The 13,375-nt window shown below is 42.4% G+C and carries 9 protein-coding genes and 1 pseudogene; 8 read left to right on the top strand and 2 right to left on the bottom strand.

The genetic code is table 11. From position 1 onward, the window contains the following. The first annotated feature begins 12 nt into the window (after positions 1 to 12). The 7 genes from O9139_RS29890 (at position 13) to O9139_RS29860 (ending at position 6,305) form a co-directional block, all read left to right on the top strand. Positions 13 to 438, top strand: a complete 426-nt coding sequence (locus O9139_RS29890; protein ID WP_270885393.1) for a hypothetical protein — start codon at positions 13 to 15, stop codon at positions 436 to 438. A 173-nt stretch (positions 439 to 611) separates the two neighbouring features. Beyond that, positions 612 to 935, top strand: a complete 324-nt coding sequence (locus tag O9139_RS29885) for a hypothetical protein (RefSeq protein WP_270885392.1) — start codon at positions 612 to 614, stop codon at positions 933 to 935. Continuing rightward, on the top strand, positions 853 to 1,272 hold the full coding sequence (locus tag O9139_RS29880) for a hypothetical protein (protein WP_270885391.1): 420 nt from the start codon (positions 853 to 855) through the stop codon (positions 1,270 to 1,272). The genes O9139_RS29885 and O9139_RS29880 overlap by 83 nt, the downstream gene beginning before the upstream one ends. A gap of 520 nt (positions 1,273 to 1,792) precedes the next feature. Further along, positions 1,793 to 2,365, top strand: coding sequence for a CBO0543 family protein (locus tag O9139_RS29875; RefSeq protein ID WP_270885390.1), 573 nt, complete (start codon positions 1,793 to 1,795; stop codon positions 2,363 to 2,365). A gap of 630 nt (positions 2,366 to 2,995) precedes the next feature. Then, a complete protein-coding gene (locus O9139_RS29870; protein WP_270885389.1) occupies positions 2,996 to 4,453 on the top strand; it encodes a circularly permuted type 2 ATP-grasp protein in 1,458 nt (485 codons plus the stop codon). 32 nt (positions 4,454 to 4,485) lie between these two features. Next, positions 4,486 to 5,445: an alpha-E domain-containing protein gene (locus O9139_RS29865; RefSeq protein WP_270885388.1), complete on the top strand. Its 960-nt coding sequence runs from the start codon at positions 4,486 to 4,488 to the stop codon at positions 5,443 to 5,445. After that, on the top strand, positions 5,442 to 6,305 hold the full coding sequence (locus tag O9139_RS29860; protein ID WP_270885387.1) for a transglutaminase family protein: 864 nt from the start codon (positions 5,442 to 5,444) through the stop codon (positions 6,303 to 6,305). The genes O9139_RS29865 and O9139_RS29860 overlap by 4 nt, the downstream gene beginning before the upstream one ends. A gap of 515 nt (positions 6,306 to 6,820) precedes the next feature. Here O9139_RS29860 and O9139_RS29855 read toward each other — a convergent pair. Beyond that, on the bottom strand, positions 6,821 to 12,079 hold the full coding sequence (locus O9139_RS29855) for an OmpL47-type beta-barrel domain-containing protein (RefSeq protein WP_270885386.1): 5,259 nt from the start codon (positions 12,077 to 12,079) through the stop codon (positions 6,821 to 6,823). Between the two features lie 555 nt (positions 12,080 to 12,634). Between O9139_RS29855 and O9139_RS33505 the strand changes: the two genes are divergently transcribed. After that, positions 12,635 to 12,859: a hypothetical protein gene (locus O9139_RS33505; RefSeq protein ID WP_377525402.1), complete on the top strand. Its 225-nt coding sequence runs from the start codon at positions 12,635 to 12,637 to the stop codon at positions 12,857 to 12,859. 276 nt (positions 12,860 to 13,135) lie between these two features. On the opposite strand, the pseudogene O9139_RS29850 reads toward O9139_RS33505, so the two are convergent. Next, a pseudogene (locus tag O9139_RS29850) lies at positions 13,136 to 13,375 on the bottom strand (IS110 family transposase); the annotation flags it as partial.

Below are 13,375 nucleotides of genomic sequence, written 5' to 3'. Positions count from 1 at the left end.
GACCAGAAAATTATGCAAGGCGTCGCCTATGTCGCTGAAAAATATCCTTGGAGCAGTGCAGGCTTTTGGTGGGCAAATGCTGGAATGAATGCCTTGATCGATGGTGGAGCGACTGTCGAACAGGCCACGCGGCGGGTAAATGGTGGTATCAATGGCCTGGAAGATAGACAGGCACTTTATGCTCGCTGGATTGATCAAAATAAGGAGGATGAAGAGGAAATGATGAAGCTTGAGGACAGGGGCTGGCAGCAAGTATATAACATTCTTGGAGCAGCATTTAATTCTGGCAAGATCGAATGGACTTGGTGTCAAAAGGCAATTGATCGGACGCTTACCGCTGGAGAATATACTCATGTGCTTGCTGTAATCAATGCGAGGGAGAAAGGAATCAATGTTGATGCCGAGAACCCTGCGGGGGTTGCTCCAAACAAGAGGTAAACACAAAAGCCCTCACTGGCCTTAATTGGCTGGTGGGGGCTTTTTAACTTTTTGATATTTCCATCTGTGATAATAATTTACTTAATATTCTGAAAAAGAGGAATTCAAGAGAAAAGATTAGAATGATGTAAAAGTATTCAAAATTATACCAATAAAATGGGAGAGTGTTACAAATGAAAAAAGTTTTTAAATCTGTTCTTGTTGCGTCGCTACTATCTGTATCTATGATTTCTTCTCATGTTTTTGCAGCAGAACAGACGAATGTACCAGTAACAGAAGAAGTTGCTACAACCCCTCAGAACCAAGATATAGTTGAAAAAATTGATGAGATTAATAAAAAGTATGGTATCGGACAGGAGTTTTCAAAAGAGGACTCTGATTTCATCATAGGCAATACTCCAACTATCCCAAAGGTTGGTAGTTCAACATCAAGAACATTTTCTTCAGTTCAAACTGATAAATACTATTTTACGGGGAAAGGTTATTGCTACGACTAAATCAACTGTTGACGTTACTGGATACGCTACAGTTGATTTAGGTGTTATTAATCATACTGTTTCAACAAATTTCAGCACAACAGATATAAATTCTGCCAGTCACATTAAAATAACAAACTCAGTCTATTTTACTGCATATGGAGTAGTAGGATCGGGTGGGGTTGTAAAAATTGCCGATTTTGTAATATCTAATGAAAGTACAAATACAACTTCTTTGTATCAAGGTAAAACTCAAAACTGGTCAGGAGTTCCGACTAACTACTACATAAGTCCAAAAGGTACAGTTTCTGATAATGGTTCGGATATTGATATTGTTCCTGCAATAAGCAAAATTTAAAAATAGTTAGTGGGAGGGTTAAATAGGTCCTCCCACTAACTATTTTCATCATTAATGTACAAGTAAAGGAAATATTATCAGAAAAACGGCTGCTATTGTTAAGATAATACTTGTAGAAGATGATAATTTTCGACTTTTTTCAGATTTAAACCAACCAAAGAATTGTAATACATTCCTGTAAAAAATAAATAATATCAATAGATTACCAATTAAGTAAAGCGAAAAGTAATCTTCTAAATGAATATTAAAAGGAGAATATAAAATTAATTCTTCAATACGGCCCAGTATTCCATACCCAATGGCAAGGTAAATGACTATCCTTATTAATTCTAATATGAATGAAGAAAATTTTGACAAAGGTAATCACTCCGTTGATAACAATATAGGAAATATTACAATATATTACCATATAGAGGTGGGGTATACAAATTCTATGAGAATGGTCAAATGGTATATCATGGGACGGGCAGGATTGCGAAGTGGAATAATTTTCATACTCTAAGGTGAAATTATTATTATAATGACCTTAGAGGTGAGAGTAATTAGAACGCTTCAAGACCCAGAGAAAATTAAAAAAGTTGGGGAATTTTTTCAAATCAATACTGAAAACAGTATTAATTTTATTTGGTATTGGACCGAACAAACATTATTTAAATGGGACTTTTGGTTATCTTGGTGTTTTGCTATTGTCCCCTGGATTTTATGGCTTCGATACCGTAATAAGCAAAATAATGGACGTTTACTTTTGGCTGGTTTTCTAGCGATAATCATTGCTTCATGGTTGGATTTTACCGGAGTGAATATAGGGCTTTGGTATTATACCGGATTAGCAATTCCAACTATTCCAGATTATGTACCATGGGATTTTTGTATGATTCCAGTGTTAATTATGTTTATGCTTCAAATTAGTCCGCAAACCTCAGCTTATTTGAAGGCACTTATGTTTGCCTTAATTAGTGCTTTTATTGGAGAACCTCTCTTCCTATGGATAGGATTTTATAAAATGCTGCATTGGAATTTGTTATATTCGATTCCACTATATTTCTTGCTATTTATTCTTTGCCACAAAGTCAGTAGAATCAGGTTTGAATAATATTGATAGCATCGACGTTCCATTAGATGTTTGTCCAAAGAAATTCATTACACTATCAGCCGTTACTTCAAGTGTCGCTCGTGCAAGGAATTTTTTATGGTTGGTGGATGTATAAGAGGATTGATTAAACAAACGGATACGATAGCTAAATAATGACACCGCGGAAGCCGACATTTCAGATCGGCTGCTTTTTGCTGAACGGGCAGGATAATTGAATGAGCCATTTCGAATGAGGTGTTCTTATGCCAACGGGTAAGGAAAAGAGTTTCTTCGCTACGAAGAATGACCAACCCCTATATTCACATAAGTGTGTGATTTTTTTTAACATTTACCTTATTCGACATTCTATAGGTCTTTCTGTCGTAACGCAATACAAAAATAGGAATTTCCGAAAATATTTAATACTCCTGAACTATAGGGTTTTTTCGTCATATTAATTTTATGTCAGTTATATTGACATAATTTTCTGAAAAATCTACAATATAAGAATATATAGGCATCGCCATCAATTCACGTTATATTTTCTAACACATTTTAAGAATGAAGATCAGAAAGGAGGCCTGGTTTCTGCTTCGGGCCCATATCTCCATGTAGCTTCCGAAAGCATAGTTAAGAAACCAGGAAGCTATGATGTCAAAACCTGAGAATCTGGTCACTACGCCTTATAATCCACACCCCTTTTACGATGAAATGTTTATGAACGCCTATTCGGTTCGTTCGCATTATCAAACGGTGTTTCGTCAGTTCATGAAGATGAAGTCCGGCAATCTGAACAAGCGCCAAACAGCCACCATGAAACGGATGATGGAAGAAGGAATCACCTTCACGCTGTATAGTCCTGATCAGACGGAGGCGCTCGAACGCACGATTCCTTTCGATCCAATTCCACGGATCATACCAAGGGATGAATGGCTTAAGCTTGAGAAAGGGCTTAGGCAGCGCGTGAAGGCGCTGAATTTATTTCTCAAGGATATCTACCATGACCAATGCATCCTTAAGGATGGCATTATTCCAAGAAAAATGGTTCTCTCGAACTGCTACTTCCGGCCGGAAATGATGCGTCTCTCCATTCCTAATGATGTGTACGTGACCGTTTCAGGCATCGACTTAATCCGTGATGAGCACGGCGAATATTTTGTTCTCGAAGACAATCTCCGATCGCCATCCGGATTTTCCTACTTATATAAGAGCCGTTCCATCATGACGCACTTATTCCCCGAGCTCGTGTTTAGCCACTCCATCCAAGATATCGAACAAAGTTTGAACGTGTTTCTATCAGCTTTGCGCAGACTTAGTCCTGCCGGGAAAAAAGATCCTGTTATTGGCCTGCTGACCCCAGGTTGCTATAACTCAGCTTACTTCGAGCATACCTTCCTTGCTCAGCAAATGGGAATCGAGCTTGTAGAAGGAAATGATCTCGTCGTGATCGATCACAAGGTGTACATTCGCAGTATCAAAGGTCTTCGCCAAATTGACGTCCTGTATCGCAGAATTGACGACGATTTCCTTGATCCGCTTGCCTTTGACCCTAATTCGCTGCTGGGTGTCGCAGGCATCATGAATGCCTACCGTGCCGGCAACATCAACATCGTGAACGCCCCAGGCACAGGGGTAGCGGACGATAAAGCCATTTACGCCTACGTTCCCGATATGATTCGCTACTATTTGAATGAAGAACCTATTCTCAATAACGTACCTACATACATTCTATCGAGACCGGATGAACGCGAGCATGTCCTCCAACATTTGAGCACGATGGTCGTCAAAGAAACGTCCCTATCGGGCGGATACGGAATGCTCATCGGACCAACGGCTTCGGAGAGTGAACTGGCGGATTTCAGGCAGAAAATTATAGCTAACCCTGATCGATATATCGCCCAACCAACCATTCAGCTGTCGAGAGCACCTGTCATGATGGATGGCCAAATGGCTGCACGGCATATTGATCTTCGAGCCTTCGTTATCGCAGGCGAAACGATTGAGGTTATTCCTGGCGGACTTACACGGGTAGCGCTCAAAGAAGGTTCACTTGTCGTGAATTCCTCCCAAGGCGGGGGCTGCAAAGATACATGGGTGACGAATTCGTAGAAATCCACATTTAGACGGGAGGCAGCGAAAACATGGTGATGATGGGACGAACAGCGGAAGCTTTATTCTGGATCGGAAGGTACACAGAAAGAACGGAGAATCACGCGAGGTTAATTGATGTTTATTATCATATCCGCGAGGAACGTGAGAACGGCAGCGTTCAAATGTGGAGCCGGTTAATCGACACGATCGGCGACAGAGCTGCTTTTAACGAGCAATATAGCAGTTGCACGGAGCAGCACGTCCTTCAATACATTACACTTGATAAAAATAATGTGAACTCTTTGCTCGCCTGCACCAATCATGCGCGAACCAATCTGCGCAATATACGCGAGAAGATGCCGGCTGAACTATGGGATATTATGAATGGCCTATATTTGTGGCTAAAAGAAAAAGACGTCCGCGATATCACAAGCGATTCACCGCATTTATTTTACCGATACGTCCGTGACCATTTATCGATGTTTCACGGAGCGGCCACCTCTGTCATGCCGCGCCAAAATGAATGGCATTTCATAGAAGCAGGACGGTATTTGGAGCGTGCGGAGAATTTACTTCGCTTGCTGCAATCCTTATGCCAGGACTATGCCAAAGAGGAAATGTCCTCTTACCCGCTTATGCTCTCTGTTCTAAAATCAGTCAGCGGCTATGAATCATTCCGCAGAGAGTATGCGGACACGGTGAACCTGACCAACATCATCAAATTCCTGATGCTGCATGAGGCCTTCCCGAGATCGATCAGCTACTCTTTTCAAGCGCTGGAACGTTCCCTAAAGAGCATTCAGCTTGAAGATCCCGATTTGAACATGACGGTACACAAATTAGCCAAGTTGGCTGGGAAAGTGAAAGCTAACCTGGCCTGCATGGATGAGGAAGATATTTTATCCGGTAAACTGGAAATGGCCCTGCAGGCTCTCCGTGAATCTTGCAACCTGATGGGCACTCGGATGTCCAAAGTCTTTTTTCCCTCCAGGGAGGAGGTCATTGCATGAAGAAACTGGAGATTACGCATATCACACGTTATTCCTACACAGATACGGTGCAGGACAGTGTCAATGAAGTCCGGTTAACACCGCTGACCGACAATCGTCAATCCTGCTATCATCACAGTTTGATCACCGAACCTGTATCTGCTTTTTTTACGTATTCCGATTACTTTCATAATCGGGTGCATGCCTTCACCGTGAATAAAATCCACCGCGAGCTCACGATCAAAATGAAGTCTACCGTTGTGACGCACGATAACGATAACATCCCGAGTGCAGCGCTCTCCCCTTATGAGGAGAAGGCGCTGCGGCTCAGCGATGATTTTCAAAATGAATACGCGGAATACTTGCTGCCTACAAGCTATACAGGACTCACTACCGAAATTAAGGCCTATTCAGATGCCATTAACGACCAACATATTTCTTTGTATGACTTGCTAAGCACTATCAATACAACGATCCATCGCGACTTCACCTATGATCCCTCTGCTACGTCCGTACAGACCACAGTGGGTGAAATGTTGAAGCTTAGACGAGGCGTGTGTCAGGACTATTCGCATCTGATGATCGCCGTTTGCCGGGATAAGGGGATACCTGCCAGATACGTGAGCGGGTATCATTTTGTCGGCGATTTGCAAGGAGGCAGCGCTGAATTTACGCAAGCTTCCCATGCTTGGGTGGAGTGCCTGATCCCAGGCAGCGGTTGGTTCGGGTATGACCCCACCAACAACTGCGAGGTCAACTGGCGTTATATCAAGTTAGGTCATGGCCGCGACTATAACGATATCGTCCCTGTCAAAGGGGTCTATCGCGGAGCCGGCGGGCAAGACCTTGAAGTCATTGTCGATGTCAAACTGATTGAGTAAGCCTCTCTTAAATGAGTAAGTGAGGAATAGGCACCCTGCTTGCTCCTCACTTTATGATTTGGGCACCCAACACTGCGGCTCTGTCGTGATTTAGAGTGGGATGAAGAACTGGATGGACAAACCACCCATACATACCGTAAGGATCAAGTTATCTTCAGTTTGCTCGTACCGTGAAGACTACAAAAAGTCGAGCAAAGCCCACGACGGGTTCCCTCTCCTACCAGCACCTAAAACCAAACCGCAACTTGGCGCAAGTTCAAAAGCGTTATTTAAAGATGTCAAGTGGCGAATTGGTTCCTAAGCTGATTGAAGCTGAAGAATACATTGCTCAAAATCAGTCAGTTTGGAAACAAAGCTTATTTGAACTGTTTAAATGAACCACCTATCGCCGCTAAAATTATCGGGTTGTAAGGAGCAAGAAGAAGGAGGTCACTAATATTTAGCGGCCTCCTTTGTTTTCTGCTGGTTATTGAACTATTGTTATCCGTTAGGTGAAACCTCTAGGAGATTCTTTTTTATTGCCCAGACAACAAATACTGAGCATCACGAATCAAGTAATTTGCGGCTTGTGTAGAGATATGCTTGCCGCTTTGTGCCTTTACATGACTTTCGAAACCGGCCAGATCGTTCGAACTCAGTATGCTTTGCAAGCTAGCAGCGATGCCCGAATTATCAATCCATCCCATATTCGTAAAACGTGTGATCAAGGCCTGGATGGATTGGATGCTCGTCGTAGTCTGGAATAAGAGGGTTTGACTGCTCATATTTCCTGCTTTGTCACTTGCCGATACGATAAAAGCATGTGAACCGAGAGGAAGCGAATAAAGCGAAATGGTTGCTCCTGGCTGTACGGCCTGCTGGACTCCATTTGTACTTACTGTGACCGTCATCTTGCTGCTGTCATTTCCTGACAAGTTATCGAAAGGCGTAATGGTCGGTGTAATATCCTGGGAATCGCTGTATGGGCCGTAAACCAGACCTGTTACTGTAATCGTCGGGGCATTCGCATCTAAATTGAAGCCAATTGTTTTCGTCGCTTCTACATTGCCGGCGTTGTCCGTCGAGCGGTAGCTGATGGTATATTTACTGTCCTGACTATACGTTAATGGCGCCGTGTAGGTTTCCCACGTTTTTCCACCATCCAGACTGTACTCCATCTTGGCCACACCCGAAAGATTGTCGGCTGCGTTTAAGGTGACCGTCACAGGATGAACATACCAGCCGTTTTGTCCGTCAGGATCAGAAGGCGACACTACAGCTGTCGTGACCGGCGCGGACGAATCCAGATTGATATTGGTGGTCTGTACAGCTTCCGTATTGCCAGCATTGTCCGTCGAATGGTAGCTAAGTGTATATTTACCGTCCTGGTTAAAGGTTACCGCTGACGTATATGCCTGCCATGTAGCACCACCATTCAGACTATACTCGGTCATCACATTGTTGGAGGTGCTTAGGGTGACGGTTACAGGATGTGCATACCAGCCGTTCTGACCGTCCGGCTGAGATGGCATGACCGCTGCAGTCGTGATCACCGTCCACTTGGCGTACAGTGTAACGTTGGCACTTCCCATGCTGAAGGTGGCATTGGCCGCATAATCCGTTCCTCTCCCGTCCGCCGCTGTATTCCATCCGCTAAACGTGTAACCCGTCTTCACAAGGCTTCCTGTGTTGTCGGACACAGTCACAGTCGCTCCCTGCACATATGCGGAGGGGTCCGTCGGTACGCTGCCTCCCGTGTTACCGTTTCCGTTATACGTCACCGCATAAGTGGGGTTGTTAATTATTGACAAATCAACTGTACTTGCAGAACCTAAATTGACTCCTAAATAATTTGCTGCAAGTGAAGTTGCGCCTTTGTAGGTATTGTTAAGATTAAAACCAGCAAGAGCATTAACATCTGTCATGTCAGTAGCACCTAACTTAATCGTAACTGTATTTCCCGAAGGATCGACAATTGCATTAGTTGTGCTTGCGGGTGTAAGCGTGTAAGTACCGTTGTCTGTACCCTTCAAAGTGATTTTGCTTACATCGGTATTACCAACAAAATCTGTACCGGTCAAAGTAAGAATCCCTGTAGTGGGGTCATAGGTTGAGCTTATAGCATTAGCCGGATTGGTAGGAGTTCCATATATCTCGAAGCTGAGCATCGACCAACCGTATTGGTTTCCACCTTTTACACTTCCGTTCATTCTGACATATCTTGCTGTTGGATGTGTAGGATAAGAATCAGTCCAAGTAGTCGATGTATTGCCAGTGACTGTCGATATAGGAGTCCAAGTACTACCATCAATTGACGTCTCAATTTGGAAGGCGTTTCCTAAAGTTGAAGTTGCTTCCCATAGAATTCTTGCAAATGATAGGTTGAATGTATGCTGAAGGTCAACTTCAATCCATTCAGGATCATTTGTTGAAGTAACATGTGGAGATTCCCAACGTGTTGAGTTAGATAAATCAAATGCTAAATTCGGAGTATTTCCACTGCCTGGATTTACTGCTGAAGCGGTTGCAGGTTTATTAAGCGCTATGCTAAACCCATAAGTTGCGGTCGCAGGCTGTGATATTCCTGAGCTATCGTTGTCAAAAGCGACAGCAGTTATATTATTAATTGAGTGGTCAGTTGCCGATAAAGATGATTCTAATGCCTGCAATGTAAATGGACCTGTGTATAAAATGCCAGTATACGTTGGTCCTGTTGGTCCATTAGTCCTTGTAGGAGTAGTTCCGTTTAAGCTGTAATAAATCACAGAAGTCGGATCAGCATCCGTTATTGTTACTAATTGATCAGAGAGGTATCCACCGCTGGCTGGTGTAATAACAGGAAGTGGAAGTCCTTCGCTATATTCAGCTAAAGACTCTCTAAAATTTGAACCAATACCTACCTTTAGACCATCGCCGTTTACAATATGAGTAATTTCACCGCCCACGCCACTAGCGAGATTTACTGTACAAATATTATGGATCTTAACACCGGGTACCTTAGGCACTTCGACTGCGTTATCAAGAGTTATATATCCGATATTGTTTATAAATACATCATAGATGCCCATTCCCCAAGCTTCATGTGTTGTAACGTTATCAGCGACTTTATATGCGGAATATCCGTTGCTACCTGTTGGAGAAATCCAGCTTGACTGGTAAGGTACATCATATGGCAGTTCGTTTTGGAAGAAGAACAATTTACCACCGTTTCCATTCCACAATGTTTCATATTCTTGAAAATGTTCACAGAAAAGACCATACATTGTGAAGTTGTCACCGTTTACAACTAGACCGTTCTTCGCTGTGTTAAGCGCCCAGCCTACCTTTGTGCCATGATCTGCACGCCAAAGCCAAAAATGATCTCCTATAGCATCTTTACTATTTATTTCCATAGCTTCTACAGCTTTTGCTGGACCAACACTACCACCGCCTATTCTAAAGAATAAATCACTTAATAATGTAGGATCTGCTGTATGTCTGGCTGAGCTTCCTGCTGGACCAACTTGCAACAGTTGAGGAGAATTACCAAGACCAGCATCAAATATAATTCCAGAAACGCTAACACCGTCAACATCAGCAATGTTCATTGCATTAGAACCATTGTCCGGCGTAATAGTTGCGAGTCCAAGTCCTAAAACTACTGTGTCAGGATTGTTGACGCTTATTGGATTTGAAACATGATAAATCCCTGGTGTTAGTATTAAATTTTTGCCGGAGGCTAGGGCTGCGTTAATTGTTACATCAGTATCCGTAGTAGGTTGTGCTACATAAAAATTATCGATCGATATCGAATATCCAGGACCCATGCTTGTAGATGACCATGAAGTTCCGGAGGCATTTGTTCTAAGGCCTGGAACAAATACTTCATAATTGTTCAAGACATCATCATAGTACAAGAAAGGTTTTTCTTTAACAACCGGAGCTTGTGCCACTTGGGTCAAGTTACTCGGATTGCCGGAATTTGATGTAACTGTTCCTGTAACGCTGTTACCGACAAGTACAGAGTTCCAGTTAATTCCTGACCATGAAGTAAGCTGATTGTTTCTGTTGAACCATTGTTGTTGGGCGCCTGAACCAGCAGAGCCTGTTATCCAACTATCTGCTAAAAATCCGCCGCTTGCCCAGCCACCCGCATCATCAAGTGTAAGATTGCCGTTTATTTTTAATCGTCTCATTGGCGCAGCTTGTGAAACAGCCCACATTGTATTGCTGTTGATTGTAAGGTTTTCAACCGTACGCCAGAAGTTATCAGTTGCATTATTGCCGCCTGAAGTTCCGGTCAGCCATCTTGCGTTTACAGTCAATTGTTGCAAAACGCTATCAGTCGGAAGTTTACCTAAACCAGCAACATGGGTATAAAAACCTACGTTAAAGTTAGTTCCGTAAGTCGCCGTACTTTTTTTGAACAACAATGAATATCTCGCATTGCCAAATTGATTTGATTCTTGTTGAGAAAATATTGTGTTGCTGATTTTATTAACAGAAGCATTTGAATCTCCTGCTCCAGAGCCGTTTAAGTTATTAAATATATACACATTTGGACCGAAAAGCTTCGTTTCTTTAGAAATTGGATTAGAATACAAACTTGGACCATTTGCATTGTTTGCGACTATTTCATAATAGGTGCTGTAAAGCGGAGTCGTATAAGTACTGTCTGTATAAGTAGTAGATGTAATTGGTGAAGCTGTAATTTTTGTATATGTACCATATCTGCTTGCAGCACGATATACATCATAGCTTATAGCAGTTGGTGAAGGCTGCCAGCTTACAACGATCGGATTGCCTGCGCCGGTATCGTTTATGTCAAGGCCGGTAGGGGCAGAAGGCACTGGACCGTTTGGAGTAGTAACATTAACTACATTGGTGGTTGGTCCACTAGCTGATTCACCAGCCCAGTTCACAGCGACAACTTTATATGTGTAATTGTGTCCTCCTGTAGGTATGCTATTGTCAGTATAAACATACTGAGTGGTGACAGGATCGGAGGTAACTGTTGTAGGGTCTGTTGTGACTACTAAGGAAGTGTTCAATTTAGTGTATGACACTCCTCCGTCTTCTGAGCGGTATACATTAAACCCTGTATAAAACGCATTTTGTGTACCGGGAGTGGTCGTAGTCGGTCTAACCCACTCAAGGTTTACAGATACGTCTGTTTTTGCTGTTACTGTTAAACCGGATGGGTTTATAGGGGCAGTCGGTGTGACAATAACGAATTTTTCATTATCGCTTGGGGTTTGAGTGTAAGGAACTGTTGCTTTTAACGAGCCGTCAGCTTGCAAGCTGACATATTTTTTTGCATTAAATGTTTTAATAGCAACGCTGCCATCTCCCTGCGGTACGAAATCAAAGGATTCCCAACCGCCGACATTATAGTCAGTTAAGGTTTTTGCTGTCCTTGGATCTATTCCGGTAGTGCTTCCATCATCAGCTACTAGTTTTGCACTGTTTGTTGCAACAAATCTGCCGACAGCCTGCATAAGAAAAGTACCTTTATATCCCGCAGTCGTAGTCGTACTATAATAGATTTTGAACTGTTCATTATTTGACAGCTCTGTGTTTGCGTTTGATATAATCGGCGCATGAGCAGCATTTAAAGGAGTTTTATCACCAGTAGTGCCTGGATTTGTTACTATATCAGCACTGGATACAACCTTGCCATTCCCAAGCGCAACAATGTACGAACTTGACGTATTCAAGGGATATGACGCAGCGAGCGGAGAAGCAAAAGTCTGGATTGGTATCATAGTAAACAAGATACATACTGATATTAGAATTGCAAGAAATCTTAAGTTCATCAAATATCCTCCTCTTAAAACATTCTCCGTGGTTTGCAACGATGTAACGAGTATACAACGCATTTATCTGACAACAACCAGAACATATTTTTTCGAGTCTATTTAGACCTGCTTATTCACAAGAAATGACCAGTAAATGACGGAGGCGAGGCATGTCCAAAATCACCATTTTCCCATACAAAACTTCTTCCTAGAAATGGCACCTTACATGGCATTCCTCCTTTGTATCGCTAGTGAAAAATGAGCATTTGACGCAAATTGAATACGCTTACAATGATGGTTTAGAAAATTAAGATTTTAGCCCCTGCTTCACGTCATCGCAGATGGCAAACTGCCCGTTAGCGGAGTGAAACAATCTTATCTTAAAAGTTCCTCATCATTTTTAATAATCCTGCCTCAGCTCAAATTGAAACAAAAAGAACGGCTGGTGATGTCCGTTCTTGTGGGGGGGAAGCCATAATTGCTCAATAATTGTGTCACATCTTATGAATATCCATTTGGAAAAGGATTTCATTCGATTTTGATGTCATTTAATAAAAATCATATAATGGATCTATGTATTTCCCAATCCGGGGGATCAGCAACGATTTAGGAGCTACAGTTAGTTGGGATCAGGTTACAGATATTATTCTCATTACCCAAAGGGGCGCGGGACAGTCTACACAGATCTCCGAAGCACAAATCATGAATTATCTAATGGGAAAAGCATCAGTACTATTCGGTTTATGTGAGAGAAGATCACCCGGACCACAAGGTCCGATGGCAAACATTTTTGATTAAAGACGATTTAACGGACATCTATGTAATGGACTTTCTCACCGGCACTTACAAGCCATTAAGGGACTGGCAAATGGAAACAAACGCCCCCAACTAAAAATTCAAAAAGAGTCGAGGCCAATCCATTCGTTATTTTAACTCGCCTGGGATCTTTCGTAAAAGGCTGAGATTAACCAATTCTTATTGAGCTCCCATGAAAATTAAATCCGGAGTATCAGAAAAAGGCCGCACTAAATAAGACGCCACTTAATCATTTTTTGAAGCGTCTGGGGAATGGAGCTAGGAGTTAGCGGCAATTGTTACGGAGTAGCCTAAGTTCTCTAATCTTCGAACGGCATACTTTACAATAGATTGCTGCTTCTGTTTGTCAAAATAATCTTCACCAAGATCTACGTACATTTCTTTACGAGTGAGGAGATAAAATGCAATTCGCAGCATTGCATGGGCAACATTTATTGCTGCTCGTTTTTTACCTTTTCGCGCAGCTGTCCGCCTATACATTGCTCCGAGAAAATTCTT

It is taken from the genome of Paenibacillus aestuarii, assembly GCF_027789125.1.
GTDB lineage: Bacteria > Bacillota > Bacilli > Paenibacillales > NBRC-103111 > Paenibacillus_E > Paenibacillus_E aestuarii.
The sequence above is the reverse complement of the archived record's forward strand: the minus strand, read 5'-3'. Positions and strand labels throughout refer to the sequence as shown.

Bases quoted from the DNA above. Each gene is read 5' to 3' on its own strand.
- O9139_RS29890 (WP_270885393.1), top strand. From the start codon at position 13: ATGCAAGGCGTCGCCTATGTCGCTGAAAAATATCCTTGGAGCAGTGCA.
- O9139_RS29885 (WP_270885392.1), top strand. From the start codon at position 612: ATGAAAAAAGTTTTTAAATCTGTTCTTGTTGCGTCGCTACTATCTGTA.
- O9139_RS29875 (WP_270885390.1), top strand. From the start codon at position 1,793: ATGACCTTAGAGGTGAGAGTAATTAGAACGCTTCAAGACCCAGAGAAA.
- O9139_RS29870 (WP_270885389.1), top strand. From the start codon at position 2,996: ATGTCAAAACCTGAGAATCTGGTCACTACGCCTTATAATCCACACCCC.
- O9139_RS29865 (WP_270885388.1), top strand. From the start codon at position 4,486: ATGGTGATGATGGGACGAACAGCGGAAGCTTTATTCTGGATCGGAAGG.
- O9139_RS29860 (WP_270885387.1), top strand. From the start codon at position 5,442: ATGAAGAAACTGGAGATTACGCATATCACACGTTATTCCTACACAGAT.
- O9139_RS29855 (WP_270885386.1), bottom strand. From the start codon at position 12,079: ATGAACTTAAGATTTCTTGCAATTCTAATATCAGTATGTATCTTGTTT.
- O9139_RS33505 (WP_377525402.1), top strand. From the start codon at position 12,635: ATGTATTTCCCAATCCGGGGGATCAGCAACGATTTAGGAGCTACAGTT.